This is a genomic window from Pseudoalteromonas sp. KS88 (assembly GCF_004766475.1).
Classification (GTDB): Bacteria; Pseudomonadota; Gammaproteobacteria; order Enterobacterales; family Alteromonadaceae; genus Pseudoalteromonas.
This window is the reverse complement of the sequence record NZ_PYHV01000013.1, coordinates 77401-98694: the sequence shown is the minus strand read 5'-3', so window position 1 is coordinate 98694 and position 21294 is coordinate 77401. Positions and strand designations below refer to the sequence as shown.

Annotated in this window: 17 protein-coding genes; 10 read left to right on the top strand and 7 right to left on the bottom strand. The window is 40.8% G+C overall.

The window, feature by feature from the left end:
- The first annotated feature begins 20 nt into the window (after positions 1 to 20).
- From C7Y70_RS08455 to C7Y70_RS08445, 3 genes are all read left to right on the top strand, one after another.
- Entirely contained in the window at positions 21 to 971 is a 951-nt protein-coding gene (locus C7Y70_RS08455; RefSeq protein ID WP_135474355.1) for a carbohydrate kinase, read from the top strand.
- A gap of 180 nt (positions 972 to 1151) precedes the next feature.
- Positions 1152 to 2690: a catalase gene (locus C7Y70_RS08450; RefSeq protein WP_135474353.1), complete on the top strand. Its 1539-nt coding sequence runs from the start codon at positions 1152 to 1154 to the stop codon at positions 2688 to 2690.
- A gap of 107 nt (positions 2691 to 2797) precedes the next feature.
- Positions 2798 to 3274 (top strand): ankyrin repeat domain-containing protein, encoded by a 477-nt coding sequence (locus tag C7Y70_RS08445; protein WP_099292821.1) that lies wholly within the window; start codon positions 2798 to 2800, stop codon positions 3272 to 3274.
- A gap of 53 nt (positions 3275 to 3327) precedes the next feature.
- Here C7Y70_RS08445 and C7Y70_RS08440 read toward each other — a convergent pair whose 3' ends face one another.
- On the bottom strand, positions 3328 to 5826 hold the full coding sequence (locus C7Y70_RS08440; protein WP_135474351.1) for a S8 family serine peptidase: 2499 nt from the start codon (positions 5824 to 5826) through the stop codon (positions 3328 to 3330).
- A 573-nt stretch (positions 5827 to 6399) separates the two neighbouring features.
- Here C7Y70_RS08440 and C7Y70_RS08435 point away from each other — a divergent pair.
- The 5 genes from C7Y70_RS08435 to C7Y70_RS20790 all read left to right on the top strand — a co-directional run bounded on the left by C7Y70_RS08435 (position 6400) and on the right by C7Y70_RS20790 (position 10336).
- On the top strand, positions 6400 to 7914 hold the full coding sequence (locus C7Y70_RS08435) for a curlin (RefSeq protein WP_135474349.1): 1515 nt from the start codon (positions 6400 to 6402) through the stop codon (positions 7912 to 7914).
- Between the two features lie 42 nt (positions 7915 to 7956).
- Positions 7957 to 8355, top strand: a complete 399-nt coding sequence (locus C7Y70_RS08430; protein WP_099292827.1) for a curli production assembly/transport protein CsgE — start codon at positions 7957 to 7959, stop codon at positions 8353 to 8355.
- Positions 8345 to 8785 carry a curli assembly protein CsgF gene (locus tag C7Y70_RS08425; RefSeq protein WP_099292829.1) on the top strand — a complete coding sequence of 147 codons (441 nt, stop codon included), beginning with the start codon at positions 8345 to 8347 and terminating at the stop codon, positions 8783 to 8785. Before C7Y70_RS08430 ends, C7Y70_RS08425 begins: the two co-directional genes overlap by 11 nt.
- On the top strand, positions 8786 to 9559 hold the full coding sequence (locus C7Y70_RS08420) for a CsgG/HfaB family protein (protein ID WP_135474347.1): 774 nt from the start codon (positions 8786 to 8788) through the stop codon (positions 9557 to 9559).
- Between the two features lie 618 nt (positions 9560 to 10177).
- On the top strand, positions 10178 to 10336 hold the full coding sequence (locus C7Y70_RS20790; RefSeq protein WP_348631086.1) for a DoxX-like family protein: 159 nt from the start codon (positions 10178 to 10180) through the stop codon (positions 10334 to 10336).
- Between the two features lie 6 nt (positions 10337 to 10342).
- On the opposite strand, the gene C7Y70_RS08410 is transcribed toward C7Y70_RS20790, so the two are convergent.
- The 6 genes from C7Y70_RS08410 to C7Y70_RS08385 form a co-directional block, all read right to left on the bottom strand.
- Positions 10343 to 10714, bottom strand: a complete 372-nt coding sequence (locus tag C7Y70_RS08410; RefSeq protein ID WP_099292832.1) for a hypothetical protein — start codon at positions 10712 to 10714, stop codon at positions 10343 to 10345.
- A gap of 44 nt (positions 10715 to 10758) precedes the next feature.
- Entirely contained in the window at positions 10759 to 11220 is a 462-nt protein-coding gene (locus C7Y70_RS08405; protein WP_135474345.1) for an HIT family protein, read from the bottom strand.
- A gap of 45 nt (positions 11221 to 11265) precedes the next feature.
- Positions 11266 to 11946 (bottom strand): LuxR C-terminal-related transcriptional regulator, encoded by a 681-nt coding sequence (locus C7Y70_RS08400; RefSeq protein ID WP_099292834.1) that lies wholly within the window; start codon positions 11944 to 11946, stop codon positions 11266 to 11268.
- 464 nt (positions 11947 to 12410) lie between these two features.
- Complete coding sequence (locus tag C7Y70_RS08395; protein WP_135474343.1) at positions 12411 to 13916, bottom strand: trehalase family glycosidase; 1506 nt, start codon at positions 13914 to 13916, stop codon at positions 12411 to 12413.
- A complete protein-coding gene (locus tag C7Y70_RS08390) occupies positions 13916 to 15160 on the bottom strand; it encodes an MFS transporter (RefSeq protein ID WP_135474341.1) in 1245 nt (414 codons plus the stop codon). Before C7Y70_RS08390 ends, C7Y70_RS08395 begins: the two co-directional genes overlap by 1 nt.
- 110 nt (positions 15161 to 15270) lie before the next feature.
- A complete protein-coding gene (locus C7Y70_RS08385) occupies positions 15271 to 16278 on the bottom strand; it encodes a substrate-binding domain-containing protein (protein ID WP_135474339.1) in 1008 nt (335 codons plus the stop codon).
- A gap of 260 nt (positions 16279 to 16538) precedes the next feature.
- Between C7Y70_RS08385 and C7Y70_RS08380 the strand changes: the two genes are divergently transcribed.
- Both C7Y70_RS08380 and C7Y70_RS08375 read left to right on the top strand, forming a co-directional pair.
- Positions 16539 to 18809: a TonB-dependent receptor gene (locus C7Y70_RS08380; RefSeq protein ID WP_135474338.1), complete on the top strand. Its 2271-nt coding sequence runs from the start codon at positions 16539 to 16541 to the stop codon at positions 18807 to 18809.
- Positions 18810 to 19245: 436 nt separating this feature from the next.
- Positions 19246 to 21099: a S8 family serine peptidase gene (locus tag C7Y70_RS08375; RefSeq protein ID WP_135474336.1), complete on the top strand. Its 1854-nt coding sequence runs from the start codon at positions 19246 to 19248 to the stop codon at positions 21097 to 21099.
- Positions 21100 to 21294: the final 195 nt, after the last annotated feature.

Below are 21294 nucleotides of genomic sequence, written 5' to 3'. Positions count from 1 at the left end.
GCTTTTTAAGGTTTTAACACATGAAAAAATTATTGAGCTTTGGCGAACTACTGATAGATATGCTGCCGGTTGATAATGACAATAGTGCCTACGCACCTATCCCTGGCGGAGCACCTGCAAATGTCGCTGTTGGGTATCAAAAATTAGGCGGTAACGCTTATTTTTGTGGTGGCATGGGCGATGATCATTTTGCACGTCAATTGCGACGCTCACTTGATCATTATCAAGTCGATACCGAGTATTTGTTTACCATCGAAAAGGCACAAACAGCGCTTGTTATCGTCAGCCTGGACGAAGTGGGTGAACGTAGTTTTAATTTTTATAGTCATAACACTGCGGACTTGTTAGTAACTAAAGCACATATTGATAAAATAAATTGGTCAGCATTGAGTACATTTCATTTTTGTTCTAACACATTGACTCACAGCAACATTAACACGACGACATTGAGCGCATTACAGGCCGCTAATACCAACAACATATTAGTGAGTTTTGATGTTAATTTACGCTACAGTTTGTGGTCAGACACTGCTGATATAGCAGATCGTGTGTTTGCTTGTTACCGTTTTTGCGATGTTGTTAAATTGTCTTATGAGGAATTAACGTTTTTAGCCAAGCAAGCTGCTATTTCGCCATTAGAATACACTCAGTTACTGTTAGATGAAGGCGTCACCTTAGTGTTTTTAACTGACGGTGCTAACCCAGCTAAAGTCTATCATCAAACATTCGTTATCGAACAACCGGCCCCCCAAATTAAGCCTGTTGATACAACTTGCGCAGGCGATGCCTTTATTGCAGGCGTGCTCTATCACTTAAACCATGCCCATACAGCCGTTGAATTAACTGAAAAGTTAAACCACAGTCACTATGTGAAAGAAGCGCTGAGTTTTGGCCTTAAATGTGGCTCGAAAGCCTGTTTAATCAAAGGCGCTTTCCCTGCATTACCCTCTAAGCAGACTTTAATCGACTAAGTTTTTACCTAAAAAGGCCTGATGAGGCCTTTTTAATTACACAACCTTCGTAGTTATACATTCAAAATACAAATCACACCAATCTAAACAATCAATTTTACCGAACAACGTTCATTACATACACTGAGCTCAGTTAAAAAGCTTGCGAGGCGCAAGCGCTAAAAATACATGAGGTCGACTATGAATACTCAATTAAACAAAATTAAAAATAAACCAGCACTAACACTGAGTGCACTTGCTTTAGCCATTGCGCTTCCAACAAGTGCCAGCACAACATTAACCAAAGACAACGGTGCGCCAGTTGGCGATAATCAAAACTCTATCACCGCCGGTGAACACGGCAGCGTATTACTTGAAGACGTACAGTTAATTCAAAAACTGCAACGTTTTGCTCGTGAACGTATACCTGAACGCGTAGTTCATGCCCGAGGTACTGGTGCCCATGGGGTATTTGTTGCTGCAAAAGAGTTAGACGATTTAACGATTGCCGCCCCCTTCAGTGAAGCAGGTAAAGAGACCGACGTGTTCGTGCGCTTCTCATCGGTTATTCACTCTAAAGGTAGCCCTGAAACGCTACGCGACCCACGTGGGTTTGCGACCAAGTTTTACACTGATGAAGGTAACTGGGATTTAGTGGGTAACAACCTACCGGTATTCTTTATTCGTGATGCAATAAAATTCCCAGACATGGTGCATTCATTAAAGCCATCACCGGTTGATAATATTCAAGATCCGAATCGCTTTTTTGACTTTTTCTCTTATGAACCGGGTTCAACACATATGCTGACGTGGGTTTACAGTGACTACGGTACACCTGCAAGCCTTCGTAAAATGGATGGCTGGGGCGTGCATGCATACAAAATGATCAATAAGTCAGGCGATGTTAAATACGTTAAGTTTCATTGGGTTAGTCAACAAGGAATTGATAATCTAGATGGTGAAGAAGTCGCAAAAGTGCAAAGCCAGGACTTTCAGCACCTGACTCGTGATCTATACGCCGAAATTGGTAAAGGTAACTACCCGAAATGGGATCTGTATATCAAGACTCTTGAACCTTCGCAGCTTGATGATTTTGATTACAACCCACTAGATGCAACAAAAATGTGGTTAAACGTTGAGGAAACAAAAGTCGGCACTATGACATTAAATCGTATGCCAACTAACTTCTTCCAAGCAACTGAACAAGTGGCAATGGCACCAGCTAACATTATTCCGGGTATTGAGCCATCGGAAGACCGCTTACTGCAAGGACGTGTATTTTCTTACTCTGATACCCAAATGTATCGTTTAGGTGCAAACCACCAGCAACTGCCAATTAACCGCGCAAAAGTGGATGTTGTAAATTACAACCAAGACGGCGCAATGAATTACGGTAACACCACGAGCAACGTGAACTACCAACCGAGTCACGAAAACGTGGCTGAAAACCCTACCGCACGTAGGAGCCAAACAAAGCTTCAAGGCTATGTACAACAAGCCGCTATCAAAAAGCAGCAGAACTTTGCTCAAGCTGGCGTGTTATATCGTGGCTTTAGTAAGCAAGAGCGTACTAACCTCATTAATAACCTAGCTGGTGATTTAGGCAAAGTACAAAACAGCGATGTGAAACACAAAATGCTCAGCCATTTTTACAAAGCCGATAGCGAATACGGCACCCGTTTAACCAAAGCCGTAAACGGTGATATTAAAATGGTTAAGCAATTGGCGGCAAAGCTTTAACGATTAACGTAATTTAACTTTTCCAACCTTGATGAGGAAGGTGAGAGTCTGTTGACCTTAAAGGCCAATAGACCCTGGGCTTTCCTCTTTTTTTAAAGGATACACTGATGCGTAAACTATTTATTATGCTTGCCACTGTTTTTAGTGTTAATTCAGTTGCGGTTGAGCCAGCACGCACCGATACCCAATCACAGTATGAGAGTCTGTTTGCCTATTATTTCGCGGCAGCCCGAACGGGTAATGAGCAAGTTATTAAGCAATTTGTCACAGCGGGTATTCCTGTTGATAGCTATAACAACAAAGGCTACACCGCACTAATGATAGCAACCTATCATGGCAATGAAAGCACAGTGGATTCGCTACTAAATTTAGGCGCAAATGCCTGCCTTGAGGATAACCGTGGTAACACCGCACTGATGGCGGCTATTTTTAGGGGTGAATTCAGTATTGCTAAAACCCTCGTTAGCCTTGATTGCGATACCGAGCACACAAACAAAGCTGGCCAAACAGCTGAGCAATTTGCACGCACCTTTGGTCAAGATAAAGTACTTGCATTGTTAGACTCAATAAAACCAAAGCAATAAAAAGCCCTGCAGGGGAGTGACAGGGCTTTGTTAGGGATTAAGGTTTAACTAGTTTATTCGAACGTAACTGTGACAGTATTTGAACATACATTTTCAGTAACACACAGTTGATAATCGTATGAATCTAATGTAGCACCGCGTGTGAAATCACGATAGCGCCCTGTATCTGAAGTAGATCCAATAAGCTCACCATTACGGTAAACATTTAAAGAATCTGCCCCCACTTGGGCCCAGCTAAGATCTACACGCATTGTGTTCAAACGCGTTTTATTCGCACGTTTTAAGTTAAGTTCTATTTGCACATCGCTCACTACAACAGTTTGAGTCGTAGTGTCTGTGTTTCCTTCGCTATCAGTTACGCTCAGTGTTACTTCATAACTGCCAGCCATAGCGTAGGCGTGCATCGGGTTTGCATCCGTTGATGTAGCACCGTCACCAAAGTCCCAACTCCACTGCGAAATATCATTATTTGCATCGCTGCTTGTATCAGTAAAGTTGACTGATAAGCCTTGCGGCGCAAAAGCAAAACCCGCTTGTGGTGGTTGAGGACTAACTTCACCAATAGCACTCAAAGTAATAGACCAATTGTTCAATGTGCCAGTGTCTGCTGAAAGCGTGTCTTCAACATGGAGAGTCCAATCACCTGTTGCTACTTCACCATTGAAGTCAGCAAGTGAATAACTTTGCACGATATCATCTGCCCCACCACCCGACTGGCTGTGTAATGTTGAACTTGTACCAGCAGGTGACGTTAAGGTCACAATTAAATCACCAATATAAGTATGAGTAATATCAATACTTGCCTGCGTTGCAAACACCGTTAATGGATCATTTATAGTGATAACAGAATCTATCCCATCAACATTACTATCAGGAATATCAACAGGTGTGTCGTTACTGTAGGTAAAGTCATTCAAACCAACAGGATTAACCAGTAAACCAACCGACTTTTGCTTGGCTAATTCACCTGATGTTGCATTGACCGTAAAGCGATAACTTCCCCATTGAGTCGACTCTTGAGTAGGGACTGTAAGCACAACTGAATCGCCTGGTATTCCTGTCGTTGTAGACAAACTTGCTCCAGCTAAATCGCCAATAAGCTCAAGGTCAACCACCCCATCCCACTGTGCAATCGAGCCAATTTCAAACGTATAGGTAGCGCTGTCTCCCGCTGTAATTTGTTGCGAGCTCGGTGATACCGATAACTTAAAACTAGGCGTAGGATCGGCTTGCTCTAACGCTTGGTTTACATTTAAACGCTTTCCTGACACTGTTTTACCTTGCAACTGAGCATTCTCATCACCGCTATCCATCAGTAACTGCTTTAGCTCATTGGTTGTAAGATCAGGGTTAATAGACAGCACTAAAGCGGCTGCACCTGCAACATGTGGCGTTGCCATAGATGTACCTGAGTAACTCGCATAGCCATTGCCCGGTACTGTAGATAAAATAGCCGAGCCTGGTGCACCTAAATCAACACTGGTTGCACCCCACTGAGAAAAATCAGACATGTTATCGTTACGATCAGTACTGGCAACAGATAACACACTTTCATGCTCATAGTTAGATGGATAATGAGGATTTTGATCGTTATCTACTGCATCATTACCCGCTGCTGCGACAAACAAAATATCCGCTTGCTCACTGGCAGTAATTGCATCTGCTAGTGCTTGACTAAAACCTCCGCCGCCCCAACTGTTATTAAGTACACGCACATTCACGCCATCGTTTTTTAAACCAACCATGTAATCAATACACTTAATTGCATCGGACGTAGACCCAGTACCCGCAGCTGTTAAAAACTTACAGCCGACAATTGCCGCTTCATGGTTAACACCGACCACGCCAGTATTGTTATTGCCTGCTGCACCGATTGTTCCAGATACATGCGTGCCATGGCCTTGGTCATCCATCGGATCGCCTGAGTCTGTAATCGCATTAATCCCGTGCACATCATCAATGTAACCATTTCCATCATTATCGATACCATCACCAGCAATTTCATTTGGGTTTACCCACATATTTGCAGCAAGGTCGATATGGCTGTGATCAACTCCGGTATCAATAACACCGACGACCACATCAGTACCACCGGTTGAGATAGACCATGCTTCTAGTGCATCTATGTCTGCATCCGCGGTACCACCAGATTGGCCTTCATTATGTAATCCCCAAAGCGCTGAAAAATCTGGATCATTTGGCGTGTTAGCAATACTCACTTGATAGTCTGGTTCAACATATTTAATAGCTGAGTGATTTTGTAATAGCTTAATAGCTTCTTTAGTGCTCATCCCAGCAACTTCGAACTTGGCAAGACGCCCTGATAAGATAGCTGCGTAATTGTCATCAACTTCATCTTTGTTTAGATCGCTTACGGTGGCTTTTACTAAGCTACGCGCATGCAATCGCATCTGTGCTGATACTCCTTTTTTATACATAACCAAAAGAGTATTGTCGCTTGCTCGCACACCTTGCTCAACGCTTGGTGTGACCTGAGCTGCAGCTAGACACGGCAAAATAGCTAAGCTCAAAATAGATAGTTTAGTTTTCATTTTTAAATTCCATAGTTAAAGTTTTTTAGCCTGCATAATTATGCGAGGCCATGTTTACTTCACTACTTTTGAATAAATCACGTGGCAAGGCTTATAAATGACGTCAAAATTAAACACACTCAAGAAAAATTTACTACAACAACTAAAAACCATTCTTTAACACCAGTTTTGAAACGAAACCATACTATAAAACATTCATTTTTATGAGATTAGGTATGTTTTGACAGCATGTGAAAATCAGTGTTTTTTTACTAGGTACACCTCAAAATCAATTAACATTTTTGCAACAACTACATAACTCAATGATTTATATAAATAATAAAAACCCTAAAAAAAGATGATACAAGTCCCTCAATTAAACCAATACAGTGATTAATCTGTTAATACTGGTTTGTAAGTAAGCAGTTAATTACTTACCCCCTATCGGGATTAACCAAGGCTTTACTTATTTTTGAATCTGTCTAGTTACAGCGTTTGAAATCACAAAAACTTATTCGGCAAGGCATGCCGAAAATCATATTAATCATCAGAGTTCTGGCGATGATTTAAATAATTATAAGTTAAGGAAAAATCATGACGTTAAAAAAATCCCTAATAACATGTGCGATCACTTTAGCACTGTCTACCACCTTTGCAGCTAACGCAAACATAGATAATAAAAAACAATCAAGCTCTGTACTTGTAAGTCAAGTTTCAACCACTGCAACAGGTAACTCCCTAGCCATTGATCAAACATCATTACAAGGGTTAGGTAATGATGTTCTGGTGAGTCAACAAGGTGATGGGTTAAGTGCAACTGTCACTGTTAATGGAGATGGAAACAGCACGGAAATTGATCAAAAACAAAATCAAAATCTGTCTATATCAAACACAAATGGGGACAACAATGCATTACAACTTAGCCAAGATGGCGAGTGGAATGGCGCAATAACTGAGATTACTGGCGACGAAAACTCGGCGACTATCGAGCAAAATGGTGCAGGATTTTTTGGCATCAATAATGAAGTAATTAATACTTTGCAAGGAGATGCAAATACAATTGAAGTCGTGCAACAGGATGGCGGCCACTGGTTTTATAATTTTGATCTACAAGGTAACAGCAATACAATCTCATCCTCGCAAGCAGGCCTTTTAAACGAAGCAACGCTCAATGCAATCAGTGGCGATGAAAACACTATTGAAGTAACACAAAACGGGTTATTCAATGCGCTTACTGTTTCAGAGCTATCGGGTAATGAGAACGAGCTAGTTATTGACCAAGAAGGCAACTTCAATGGCACAACAGTAGAGTCTATCCGTGGCGATGAAAACACGCTCGAAGTTGAGCAAGTAGGTGACTCAAATACAGTTACAATCGCAACAATTGAAGGCAATGGCAATACGCTAGAAGTTGATCAAGAGGGAAATAATAACGCCTTCTCTTCAGAGCTGTTTAGCGGCAATAACAACGAACTTTCGGTGACTCAAATACAAGACAATAACCAAGTGTCCGGTGATATAGTTGGTGACGATAATGAGCTAACTGTAATGCAAAATGGCACCAGCAACGAAACATATTTAGGTGTTATTGGTGCTAATAATGAGTTTTTAAGTAACCAGATTGGTAATGAAAATAGCGCCCATATTGCTAATTTTAACGGTGAGAATAATGACGTAAACCTAGTACAAGCCGGCGATATGAATACCGCTTTAATACAGTCGTCATATCCTGATACATCACTAACCTCAAATCAAAATGATATTAGTTTTAATCAATCAGGCAATGAAAACGAAGCCGTTATTACCTTCTCAAGCGTAGTTGATAGTAACAATAATTCGGTAGATTTTGTTCAAGATGGCAGCCTAAATGCGATTGATTTGATGATGGAAGGCAGTAATCATTCGATTGATATTTCTCAGCAAGGTGATATGAACATGGTTGCTGGTATCGGCGGCGGTGCGTTTGTGGTTGCTGGGGATAGTGTAAACCTGGCGGTATCACAAGTTGGTAACGGTAACTTGGTAGAGGGTTATATAACAGGTTCAAACAGCTCTGTCGTGATCACCCAAGTTGGTGATTACAACACTGCAACGGTTACACAAGAGTAAGGAGACTGGGGGCATGCTAAATGTGTGCCCTCACTTAGCAACATGACTGTTAAATCTTTTCTACTGTTACTCAGCACACTGTGGTTTTTAACTTTTAGTTATAACTCAAAAGGTAGCGAGCATTTAGAACTTGACGGACTCGTGCTCGACCGCAGTATTAGTCGCTTTGGACATCAATTTTATTTTGAGTTTTCGAACCTTTGGCGCGATTTACCAACTACGGCCGGGTTTAACATTGAAATAAAAGAAACAGTGCTACCACGTGCCGGTACCCAACTCACATTATTGATGAATAACCAAATAGTGTACATCACTTATTTAGGTCGACGTCTAGAGCCTCTAAATGAGCGTGTTGAGCAGGCTCTTTATAGTGTTATGGATGCAATGGCACGTTCAAATTTACATAAAGCATCACCCGATATGGCAAAAAATGGATGGTAAAATGACTCCCCACTCTATGAAATACTTAACAACAATTATAATTACGTTTTTCTCGTTTACATCATCAGCAACAGAGCTAGTTTACACTCCAATAAATCCAAGTTTTGGTGGTAGCCCCCTTAACGCGAACATGCTTTTAAATAAAGCACAATCACAAAACAAACACAAAGCCCCCATTATCGAACAAAGTTACGCAGAAAAATTTCAAGACTCTTTAGAGCGAACATATTTAAACCGTATGGTTAGAGAGATCACAGACATCGCTTTTGGCGAAGAAATTGATGAGAGCATCTTTAATCAAGACTCCATATTTTTAAGCGGTGATTATGAAATACAAGTGATCACCAGCACTGTAGACTCAATCACAGTACGCATTACCAACACGACTGACGGTAGCATTGTCGTCATCGAAGTACCGAGGTTTAGTTAAATGAAATATATATTCATCGTCATATTAGTTTTGAGTATAAGTGCATGTAGTAATATGGGCAATTTGATCCCACCAAGCCAACAACACGCAACAAGTTTAGTACCATCAGAAACATTTAAATCATTACAGCAACTACCAATGCCTGCGGGCAGTATTGCTGTATCTGTTTATTCATTTAGAGACCAAACAGGTCAGTATAAACCGCAAGGGAATGTTAGTTCATTTTCAACTGCGGTTACCCAAGGGGCTAACTCTATATTAATGCAAGCATTGCATGAATCAGATTGGTTTTTGCCTGTTGAACGTGAAGGGCTGCAAAATATCTTAACTGAGAGAAAAATAATTCGCGCATCGCAAGCTGATCAAGCCAATGCTATTGAGTTGCCGCCTTTAACAACCGCTAAAATTATCTTAGAGGGCGGTATTATCAGCTACGACACCAATGTCAAAACCGGTGGTTTTGGTATGGAATACTTTGGTATTGGTGCGTCAGAGCTGTATCGTGAAGATGCAATCTCGATTTATTTACGTGCCGTTGATGTTCGTACCGGCCAGGTGCTGCTCTCGGTTGCTACCAGTAAAAAAGTGCTCAGCCAAGAAATGCGAGCAGGCTTTTTTCGTTATGTAAGCTACAAACGCTTGGCTGAAGCCGAAGCAGGTTTTAGTGATAACGAACCAATGAGTATTTGCGTAACACAAGCAATTGAAAAAGCCCTTAGTGACTTGGTTATCAAAGGCATCGACAAAGGCATATGGGCAACCAAACGAGGTTAATCCCCAGTACAGCCTTAGTAATAACCTAAGCTCTCTCATTCCCCTTGATTAGAGAGTTCAGATTAAAGAATTAAACCTGTTACTAAGGCTGTATACTACTGGGTGCACCAATTAACTGCTTTTACAAAGTAAAGTATATGCCATCAGTCCAAATTGCTCGATATATCATTAGTTTTAGCTGGTTATACCCAAACCACCTCAAGATGCGAGTTTCAGTTGGAATTAAAAGCGATTTAGGCAAGGCATTGATTGCAAGTAATAGTGGTTCTATTGTTAAAATCAATAACGCAGTATAAATCGCTTTTAAACCAACCCCTTGGGCGCTTCACAGGCACTTACTCTCATCGTTGTTCCTTCTTAAAAGGGAATGCCATTCTTGCAAAGTAACGCCTTGATATTAAGCCCCTGTGAAACGCTGAATTCTGTATCTTGAGGTGGTTTGGGTATATACGGCATATTCCCAAAGTTAGTTCATATTGCCCCACTTGAAAAGCTGATGACGGCAAGCCTTGGCTTCTCAGAATCAATGTCTTACCTAACCACTAAATCGGCGGGGGTGGGTGAGGTTATCTTTGCCTTGTAAATTACCAATCAAAAGTAATCATTGTTTTAAATATCATGGCATTGATTGGCTTATTACTCTTTGTTGTTGCGCTACAACCACAACTTTTAATTGAAGCATTTAATCCAGTAACAACTAACTTGCCAATTATTGGCCTAAGCTTAGTGCTATTAAATAACCTAAAGACTCAGCCCAATAGCGAACTTGCAAAATAACCGCTGTTAGTAGTTATTACCAACAGCAATACATAACCCTGCAATGCAGAAAAAGAATAACCAAGACAAGTGTTTACCTCGTGTAAACGTCAGCGACATAATGCCACTTAGGATAAACACTACAGCAATAACATGCAGAATATCGATGCTGTAATTACCGCTGGGGTACAGTATAAAGTAGATGATCGCTGCAAAGCCCCACCACGCAATAGTGGTTAAGTGCCAAGCAAACCGTAATACACGCTTTGTAAACCAATCACTGCCAAGTAATTTTGGTAAATTGTCGCGTTTAAATAAGCGGATCAAGATATACCGTTCACCCAAGTATGAGTGAACTATTCCGCAAAATACTAATAAAAGTGCTGCAGCCTCTAACATGGTGCTCCCTAAGTCAGGTCAAAATAATCTCATCATTTAAAACGTCACGCGTGCGCTCTTAATACCTCAGCTAAAGCGGCAAGATCACTATCGTCCGCTCTCTCGCAGTCATGAGATGATAAATACCCTTGATACTTTTCTATAAAAGGCCCAAACGTCGGCTCTATATGATGAAAGTCAGATCCACTTCCTGTACCATGCATAGGTGATAATTTACTATGCAGATGATCAATTTCATAGCCTTCTAAAAACATCCCGGTTCGCCCTACTCCATCCAATGCAGAGTCTAAAATAAGCGCTACTTTTTTGGTTGCGACTATCAATTTTTCAAGTACTTGATCCGATTGTGCAAAGGCATAACTTGAATGGTGCTGCTTAGGAATGACCACCGTTGCCCCTTTGGTATTTGGGTAAATAGTTAAAAAAGCCAAATGTTCATTATCTTCCCACACTTTATGGCAAGGCTCATTTCCCGCAACAATATCGCAAAATATGCACTGTTCCATTATTAACCCTTATTATTCATAATTGATATGAGTATATAACCCTATTTAGTTATGCAAAGGTAATCTCACAGCCATATAACGCTGCGCCCAATTAGCAAGTTCAATACGATTACGTGAGCTGGTTTTTTTAAATGCACTATACAAGTGCGTTTTCACCGTGTGATCACTGATATTTAATCGATCGGCAATATCATGATTACTAGCGCCTTGGGCGAGTAAGTGTATTACTGATTTTTCACGCTTAGTTAAATTAACTAGTTGCCCGTGTGTACTATCGATATTGAGGGTAGTTGACTGTTCACTATTCGTAACCATAGCGAGAATTTCATTGAAGGTAGATGAAATAATTTTGCGGCTAAACCACAACTCATCATTTATTATGCGAACTAACCCTTTAAATACATTTTCAGGCGCGTCATGTTCATAAAAAACACCTTTAAAATTATTAAGTAATAAGTTTTTTTCACAGGTTACATCAGGGTTAGCGTTAAAAACAATAACAGGGCGCAATTTCGCTAGCATAATTAAATCGGCGGGCACCAAATCTTGCCAGTTACTTCCCATACTATCGATTAAGTACAAATCAAACTCAGACCGTTGCGCCACAGGCGGCAAATTATTATCCATTTTCACTTTGCCAAAAAACGCCTCTAGAATCTTAATTAAGTAAGCATAATTGTGGGTTTTTGCGGTTGCTTTTACATATACAGAATTTGGTTTCATCATGCCATTTCTTCCTTGAAATATTTTATTCACAATACCCAATTTAAATACAACATTCAACATATATAAAAGTTTAATTGACTGATATATATATACATTATCAAATTTAGCTGTCTAGATGTTTAAAGTACTTTAACTTTCAATTATCATCTTTAATCATTACAAAAAAAATAAAATCAATACTTATAAACTAATAATTAATAATGTTTTTTTTAGTGTCCTTCAAATTTTGGGGTGTCAAAATAATACTATTACAGTGGTTAATTGCATTAAACGGTTTGTACCTGAACGAGCAAATAAGTAAAGAACAGCACTTAAACGCTTTTCGTCTCTATAAAATAGTTGCAAAATTTATTTAAGATTAATGACCCAACTTCAGCGTTTTATAGAAAATAACGCTATATGCAAGCCTAATCCTTTAAATCGCCAAAGAACTATCAAAATTCAACTTTGAAAAGTAAAATCTACTAAGGCTGTTTTAATAACTGATAAAAACGCGATGTCACGCCATTAGTCCACCCGAACCCTTGTTGGACTGTGTATTCCCCTCCCCCGGCGCGGTTATTTACATTACACACGTCGTATTTTTCAAGTAAACAACCATCCTTAGAGAACCCTACTTCAATGGTACTTAACCAACGCGTCATAATTTCCGTCGCATCATCATCAAAACTGTATTGCTGCAATCCTTTTACAGCAAACCACTGTAATGGTGCCCAACCATTAGGGCTATCCCACTGTTGAGCGGTCTCATTGAGCGTAGTCACTAACCCACCCACCTTTAAAAAATCGGACATAATCGTTGCTTTTACCTGTTGTGCTTGTTGGATACTGGCGCACTTAACAAATAACGGCACTACGCCCGCGAGCGATAAAACAGGTGATTGGCAGTTTTTTTGAAAATTATAATCAACATAAAAACCTAATTCTTCATCATACAAATATTGATTTATAGCCTCTAAACGCTGAGCTGCGTGTTGTTCATATTGCTGTTGCTTTTCATTGTAATCTAATAGCTGACAGTAATGACCCAGTAAATGTTCAAGATTGTACAATAAGCTATTAAGATCAACAGGGATGATAGCAGTGGTTTGTATACTGCTTAGTGAGTCAGAATCAGCCAACCAACGGCTACTAAAATCCCAACCAGATTCGCACGCAGCCCTAATATTTTGATAATACTGCGCCCTTTGCGACTGTGGTAAAACGGCTGCATCCTCTAAATCCTCACGTAATGATTCAGGCCTTGGACTTGCAACGTCATCCCAATAGCGATTTAAACGTGCGCCGCACTTCATCTGTACTATACGCCTATGAGCGGATACCTGCTTTGATAACAGCTCACTGCCAGACATCCAAAATGCATATTCTTCTTCAAGTGCTTCAACACAGCGGGCTAACCATTTAACATCAGCTTTATGGCAATACTTAGCGCGCCACAGTAAATCAACCATTAATGCCATCACTGGGGGCTGCGAACGAGAGCTGTAATACAGTCTATTTCCATTAGGAATACAGCCATTACGGGTCTGTAAATCAATAAAGTTAGATAACATTGCTTCAATGCTGTCTAAGTCATTAATGTCTTGTAAACCCAGAGACGTAAAATAACTGTCCCAATAATAGATTTCTTGAAACCGACCACCTGGCACAATATAGCTGTGCTTAAGTGGTAGCAAAGAGCTGCTTTTCACTTCATCAGCAGGACGATGTAATTTAGGCCATAATTGAGCAATATACGTTTTCGCATTGTGGCTTTGTAATACATCTAACGCAATATCGGTTGATTCAAGCGTAAAGTGCTGTGTAACAAACTCTGTTAGCTGCTGTTTACTCAACGGCCGGATTTGTAAATAATGATCGCAAGCTGCTTGCCAACTTTGCTTCGCAATTGCATCGGCAAATGTTTTGCTATCATCAAATATTGCGGCTAACTGTACATCTAAAAACAATTGGCTCTGTAAAAAATTCATCACTGCTTCACCTGCTTTACGCTCACGTCTAGGGTCATTTTTTTGAATAAAGTCACACTCGCTAACAACAGGCAAATTGGCACAAGTGTTAAATAAAATGCGTGCTGACCACTAAATCTATCAAAGATAAAGCCTGTTAGAATCGATCCCGTTGTCCCGCCAAGCGCTGAAAAAACCACGATTAATCCCGTCATAGCTGCTTGTTGGTGTGCCGCTAGAGCGCTCAACATAACTGAATTAAGTAATGGATAAAGCGGAGCCATAAAAAACCCAATCAATGGCAACATATAGGCTGCAAAAGGCACATCAAACACGCTCTTCACTTGACTGCCATCAATATTATGAGTGAGTGGTAACACTAAAAGAACAAGCCCAGCCATTGCGATTAAGCAACCAATCAATAAGCTATACCAACCAATAAAACGCAGTAACTGCCCTGCCACCAGCCGGCCTATTGCCAGCGCACCGGCAAATATACTCGCCAGCTGTATACTCACATCAACCGGCAACTTAAGTACTTGGTTGTTAAAGGTAGGCAACCAAGTACCCACGCCTTGTTCAATTAATACATATAAAAATGCACTAATAATAAAAATAAGCACCAAAGGTTTATAAGCAAGTGCCAACATGTCTAAAAAAGCACGCCATTGACTACTAGGCAGTGTTTCTTTTTGAGGTGATTGAATTGGCGAAAAAAGAACACTAATAAATGCAATGCCTACTAGCCCAGCTAAAAGGTAATACACATTTAACCACGATGCGCCTGAGTTATTGCCGCTACCGATAAAGCTTGAAAACACCCAATAACCAGACAACACGCCGACCATAAAAATACCTTCAATGGTATTGAGTAGCGCAGAGTGCTTATTTGCATCGTTAGTAACCTGCCCGATCACTGAATAAACTGAAATTTTCATAATTGCAAAGCTGCAACCAATTACAGCGAATAAAAGCTTGAACACATAAAACTGTGCAATAGATGGCACTACTAAACATATTAGTGTCACCGCGCCCAAGGCGACTAGCATTGCAAATTTATAACCCACCCTGGGAATAAACGATGCAACAGCAAACGAAAAAACAGCGATTGATAAGTCTTTATAACCTTCTAAAACAGAGGCTTGTGTTTTAGTAATATCAAAACTGTTGATAGCTTGTAAAATGACAGTGCCGACGCTATTGAGCAATATTGCAAACACAAAGTAGCTGCATGCCAAGCCTATGGTTATTCTTAAAAGGTTCATGTGTGTTACCTAATGTTGGTTTCTTTTAGCATAGTGCAGTGAAAAACAAAATGCAAACGTTTGCATTTTATGGCCATTAGATCCCCCATTTTATGGGTTTATGATGCAAATCACGGTTTCGTTGACTGGCGATTTATAAGTTCTATTTCAATAACTTGTGAATCTGAAGGCTGCCCTTGCAGTTGTGTCAGTAATTTTTCGACTAAAATAACCGACGCTAGTTGCGTATTTTGCTTGATACTGGAAAGGGATGGGTGACTAATATCTGCCATGGCAATATCATCAAAACCCACTAATGCAACATCGTTTGGAATGCTTATATAACGCTCTTTCAACGCTTTCATTGCACCCAGCGCCACCATATCACTGCATGCAACAATACCATCAAAGCATAAACCATTTTTCAGTAGTAGTGCGTTAATTCCTTTGTATGCTGCACCACTGGTAATATCTATAGACACCACGTCTGGCGAATAGTTAGCAGCTTTCATAGCAGCTAAATACCCCCGGTAGCGCTCGCCGATTTCGCCATGCGCAGGATCACCCAAAAACACAATATTTTTAGCCCCACCAGTAATTAAATGCTCAGTTGCAATGCGACCGCCAACAAAGTTATCACTGCCGACAACTGGGTAATTACAATGCGTCTTAGGGTCGCCCCATACCACTAGTGGAACGCCAGCGGCGGCTGCAGCTTCAATATTGCTAGGGTCTTTCCCCTGCCCTACGACGATGATGCCATCAGCACGGCGGCTATTGATAAAGTAGTTTGCCCAATCATCTCCGGCCATAAAGGAGTTGGATAGCAAAAGTTCGAGGCCTTGTTTATTTAAAGCGAGGTTAATCTCCCCCACAACCTTCAATAAAAAAGGGTCATTTATAGACTGCTCAGTGCCACTGTCAAAGTTAATAATAACGGCAACAACATTGGTTTTTTGCGTACGTAAACGACTAGCAGCGGTATTTAAACTAAAGTTATGTTGCTTTGCTAGCTGCTTTAACTTATCTCTCGTTTCCTGCTTTATCAATGGGTTATCATTCAACGCACGAGAAACTGTCGAGGTAGATACCCCCGCGAGCTTAGCTAAGTCTGCTAACTTGAGTTGTTTATTATTCATTGCTAAGTACGGAACCTTCCTTATCTTGTGAGTTGGCAATATATCATTATTATTAAATTTAGGCTGCGACCTCTGCTTTAATTTTTATAATAAACATCACTGTGTATAAAAATAATACAAAAACAATGAAAAAGTAATTGCAAACGTTTGCATAAAGTTCTAAGGTTTAAAATAACTCAGTATTAACACAGTACAAAATTCAGTTAATGCTTTGTTATTTATAGACTTATTAAATAACGAACAATAATAGGAACACCAACATGACAACAACACACACACCATGCATACTGGCATGCGCTGTTATTTTAGCGCTCAGTAATCAACACGCTTATGCACAACAAAATACCAATAATGAGCAGTCAGCCACTACTGACAAAAACGTTGAGCGCATCATTGTTTCTGGTACTCCCGCAGGCATGGGCGTGCGAAAAATTGACGCAAGTTACGCTGTTACAAATATTGATGCTGAGCAGATCATTAAATTATCGCCAAAGAGCACGGCTGATTTATTTAAAGCCGTGCCCGGTGTGTGGGTAGAAAGCTCAGGGGGTGAATCCGGTGCCAATGTGTTTGTAAGAGGTTTCCCAGGTGGTGGCGACGCGCCATTTTTAACCCTAAGCCTTGAAGGGTCGCCAATTTATCCTGCGCCAACACTCTCTTTTTTAGAAAACTCATCGCTGTTCAGAGTCGATGAAACCATTGAAACAATGGAAGCACTTCGTGGCGGCCCAAACCCAGTTGTGTCTAATGGGCAACCCGGGTTAACCACCAATTTTCGTTTAAAACGCGGCAGTGAAGACACCCAAGGGCTCTTTAAATACACCACATCAGATTATGGCCTACAACGTGTTGATAGCATGATAAGTGGTGAAATTACGGACGATCTTTATTTTATGGTGGGCGGCTATGTAAAAAGCTCACCGGGCATACGTGATGCTGGTTTCACGTCTGAAAAAGGCAACCAGTTAACAATTAACATCACCAAAATGCTTGATAACGGTGAAATGAGTTTTTATACCCGTCAAACGGATGATCACGGCGCATGGTACTTACCCACGCCGTTAAATATAGACGGCATTGATGCAGGCTATACACAGTTAGGCACGTTAAATCGCCAAGCAACTATTTATACAGGTCCTGACAATGACGCCCACCAAATTGACCTTGGTAATGGTCGCGGTTGGAAGGGTCATGTGTCGGGTGCCAGTGTAAAACTTGAGTTTGATAATGGTTGGGCGTTCTCAGACCGTTTTAATATGACAAAGGGCGATGCCAACACATTTGGTTTAGTACCCGCAGGCTCGGCAACAACGCTTGGCGAAGTGGCGGATAATGGGCTAACAGCCAGTGGAGCTGCCACAGGTCAAGTTTATAATAGTAATACAGCAGTACAACAACTGGGCCGCTGGGTTGTGCTCAAAGAAATAGACTCATTCACCAATGATTTGGCTTTTTCAAAACAATTCGATGATTTATCACTCGCGCTTGGTTACTACACGGCAAACACATCAGCAAAAGATTGGTGGAGCTTAGGTAACATCGCTTACCATGTACTAGAAGCTGGCGGCGAAATGCTCAACGATATTGCCTGTAATGCAGATACCCAAGGGTGTGGCTTTAATTACAATATTAATGCGACAGGTGATGCCCGCACAAATGCGTTTTACACCACAGCACAATATAAACTCACCTCAGCCCTTACTTTAGATGGAGGCCTACGCCATGAAAACCATGATCTACAATACAGTGTTGACGAAGGGTTAGATGGCACAATTGATAAAACCGTACAATACGATGAGAGCAAAACATCATGGACCACAGGTCTAAACTACTCCATTAACGATGACATGGGTGTATTTGCGCGCATTAACCGTGGTTATAAAATGCCTTATTTTGATGACTTCCGTGATAACTATGGCGCGTATCAAGGTGGTGAAAAACTGATAAAAGAAGTGACTCAAGCTGAGTTTGGTTACAAACTTATTACGCAAAGCACAGACTTTTTCGCCACATTTTTTACCAACGAAGTTAAAGGCGACACATTTGTAAGTCGCCCAGGCGTGCCCGCTGAGATTCTTACCAACGAAGCCTATGGTGTAGAACTTGATTATAACTATAATCACGCATCTGGGTTATCCGTTAATTTAAACTCAACGATTCAAGAAACCGAAATAACCAAAAGCCCTGACAACAAAGGTAACCAAAGTCAGCGTCAACCTAAATGGCAAATGCGTGTAACACCAAGCTATGACTTTGAATTAGATGGTATGTATGCCACTTTATATGGCACGCTATCAGCGGTTGATGATCGGTTTGGTAATAACGAAAACACCGTCACACTTGATGGTTATGAAAAGTTAGATCTGGGCTTTATTCTTGAACCGATGGAAGGCATAAAGTTGCAAGTGGCAATTGATAACGTCACTGACGAGCAAGGTATCACCGAAGGCGATCCACGTAATGCAGACGCACCAAATGGACGTTACATTATGCCACGCACCACGCGCTTTAGTGTGAGTTACGAGTTTTAATCCCTCCTGTATTAATGCTTAAAGCCGCTTGATTTAAATAAGCGGCTTTTTTTATTGCGTTTTTAACGAACACTATTAGTCACTAAAAGTTAAATAACCAGAACTCAGCTTAAGAGATATAACAATGTACTGATATTAAATCACAAATATATTTGTTCGTCTCCAGCCGCTGGCGATAGATGTATTATCCAGAGTTCAGGTTAAATATATCGAATCAATTGCGTACATATCGACAATCAAAAAAACTTGGATACCGACAATGACACGTATTCGCTACGTACTTAATATAAATACAAAAAACCCCAAAATAGAAAAATTTGTTTACACACATTTACATTTGAGTTAATTAATTGTTAATTTAATGTTTACTTATTGTGCTTTCAAACTATCTTTTGGATTGCGTTTCAAACAATAACTATCCAAAAAGGATTAAGTAATGCGTAAATTAAGTTCTCTAAGTTTTGCTGTACTCATCGGTTTATCTGCTGGCCAAACTCATGCTGCTGAATTGCTGAGCGTCGACACAAACCGAGCCATTGAAGGTAAATATATCGTTGTGTTCAAAACCCCCACAGTGTTGAACACTCAAAGTAGTGATGCAATTGCTGACTTTGCCAGTACACAATCGGCAAGTTTAAGTAACCTTTATAATGTTGATATTGCTCAAGAGTTTGGGGGCGTGTTAAACGGTGTTGTTGTCAATGCATCTGCACAAAAAGTACAACAAATGCTTAGCAACCCAAATATTGAATACATTGAACAAGATCAAATAATGTCGGTTGCACCGCTTGCCCAAACCAACGCAAATCAGCCAAATGCTATATGGGGTCTAGACCGAATTGATCAACAATCCCTCCCTTTGAACTCAAACTATTATTATGATTTTGATGGCTCTGGCGTAACAGCCTATGTTATCGATACGGGTGTCCGTGTAAGTCATAATGAGTTCGGTAATCGTGCTTCTCATGGCTATGATTTTATTGACAATGATGCTGACGCAACTGATTGTAATGGTCATGGTACACACGTAGCAGGTACCATCGGAGGCAGTGCTTACGGGGTCGCTAAAAATGTAAATATAGTTGGTGTACGTGTATTAGGCTGTAACGGCTCTGGTTCAAATTCAGGGGTTATTGCAGGTATTAACTGGGTAAAAAATAATGCCTCGGGTCCTTCAGTGGCAAACATGAGCTTAGGCGGTGGGGCATCACAGGCAACAGACGACGCAGTGAATAACGCCGTTGCAGCAGGTATTAGTTTTGTGGTGGCCGCGGGTAACGATAATAGAAACGCTTGTAATTACTCACCAGCACGCGCCGCAAATGCAATAACCGTTGGTTCCACAACAAGTAGCGACAGTCGTTCTAGTTTTTCCAACTACGGAAATTGCTTAGATATATATGCACCTGGATCTAGCATAAAATCTGCATGGTACAATTCAAATTCGGCAACCAATACAATAAGTGGCACTTCGATGGCTGCCCCACATGTGGCTGGAGCCGTCGCATTATTCCTTGATGAGACTCCTAGTTTAAGTCCATCCCAGATTGACACAAAACTCAGCCAGCGCAGCACAAAAAACACCGTCTCTGACGCCAAATCAGGCTCACCAAATGAGTTACTCTACACATTAGATGGCGGTGTTATTGAGCCTCCCATCGAAAATGAATTAACCAATGGGCAAAGTGTAAACGTGTCAGGTGTACAAGGTTCAAATACATTTTATAAGTTGACTGTGCCAGCTGGTAGCTCTGCACTCACTTTTGATATGAATGGTGGCTCAGGTGATGCTGATATGTATGTTCAAGTCGGGCAAAAACCATCCATAAATAGCTACAATTGCCGACCTTACAAAAATGGCAACACAGAAAGTTGCTCATTCACAAATCCGCAAGCGGGTGACTGGTGGATTATGCTCAATGGATACAGTCAATATAGTGGAGCTAATTTAACCGGCACGTTTGATGGTAATGCATCGTGTGGCAATAACTGCCTCACCAATGGCGTACCAATAAATGGACTTGCTGGCTCACAAAGCCAAGAGCTAGTTTATACCATTGACGTGCCAGCCAGTGCTGTATTGAATGTCAGCATGTCGGGTGGCACAGGCGATGCAGACTTGTATGTTCGAAAAGGCGCTCAACCGACTACGAATAATTTCGACTGCCGCCCTTATCTAAACGGTAACAATGAAACCTGTAGCTTAAATTCAGGACAAGGTGGCAAGTACTACATAACTTTACGAGGGTATACAGCATTTTCAGGTACAAGTATTGTGGCATCTTACTAACTACAAATAACAGTTAATAAATGCACTAGGGTCTGTTTACCTTCCAAGGTTAAATTTGCAGCAGCCTGTTTGGTATTCAGGCAAGGCAGAACAAATTTTAATCCGAAAAGATAAACAAACCCTAGCCAAGTAAGGCCTATTCTCATAGGCCTTATTTGGCTATATATCTAAACCATCTCAGTAAAAAGCGTCCAC

Coding starts and splice junctions, on each gene's coding strand:
- C7Y70_RS08445 (WP_099292821.1), top strand. CDS start 2,798: ATGCGTAAACTATTTATTATGCTTGCCACTGTTTTTAGTGTTAATTCA.
- C7Y70_RS08430 (WP_099292827.1), top strand. CDS start 7,957: ATGACTGTTAAATCTTTTCTACTGTTACTCAGCACACTGTGGTTTTTA.
- C7Y70_RS08375 (WP_135474336.1), top strand. CDS start 19,246: ATGCGTAAATTAAGTTCTCTAAGTTTTGCTGTACTCATCGGTTTATCT.
- C7Y70_RS08450 (WP_135474353.1), top strand. CDS start 1,152: ATGAATACTCAATTAAACAAAATTAAAAATAAACCAGCACTAACACTG.
- C7Y70_RS08385 (WP_135474339.1), bottom strand. CDS start 16,278: ATGAATAATAAACAACTCAAGTTAGCAGACTTAGCTAAGCTCGCGGGG.
- C7Y70_RS08410 (WP_099292832.1), bottom strand. CDS start 10,714: ATGTTAGAGGCTGCAGCACTTTTATTAGTATTTTGCGGAATAGTTCAC.
- C7Y70_RS08435 (WP_135474349.1), top strand. CDS start 6,400: ATGACGTTAAAAAAATCCCTAATAACATGTGCGATCACTTTAGCACTG.
- C7Y70_RS08425 (WP_099292829.1), top strand. CDS start 8,345: ATGGATGGTAAAATGACTCCCCACTCTATGAAATACTTAACAACAATT.
- C7Y70_RS20790 (WP_348631086.1), top strand. CDS start 10,178: ATGGCATTGATTGGCTTATTACTCTTTGTTGTTGCGCTACAACCACAA.
- C7Y70_RS08440 (WP_135474351.1), bottom strand. CDS start 5,826: ATGAAAACTAAACTATCTATTTTGAGCTTAGCTATTTTGCCGTGTCTA.
- C7Y70_RS08420 (WP_135474347.1), top strand. CDS start 8,786: ATGAAATATATATTCATCGTCATATTAGTTTTGAGTATAAGTGCATGT.
- C7Y70_RS08395 (WP_135474343.1), bottom strand. CDS start 13,916: ATGAATTTTTTACAGAGCCAATTGTTTTTAGATGTACAGTTAGCCGCA.
- C7Y70_RS08400 (WP_099292834.1), bottom strand. CDS start 11,946: ATGATGAAACCAAATTCTGTATATGTAAAAGCAACCGCAAAAACCCAC.
- C7Y70_RS08390 (WP_135474341.1), bottom strand. CDS start 15,160: ATGAACCTTTTAAGAATAACCATAGGCTTGGCATGCAGCTACTTTGTG.
- C7Y70_RS08405 (WP_135474345.1), bottom strand. CDS start 11,220: ATGGAACAGTGCATATTTTGCGATATTGTTGCGGGAAATGAGCCTTGC.
- C7Y70_RS08455 (WP_135474355.1), top strand. CDS start 21: ATGAAAAAATTATTGAGCTTTGGCGAACTACTGATAGATATGCTGCCG.
- C7Y70_RS08380 (WP_135474338.1), top strand. CDS start 16,539: ATGACAACAACACACACACCATGCATACTGGCATGCGCTGTTATTTTA.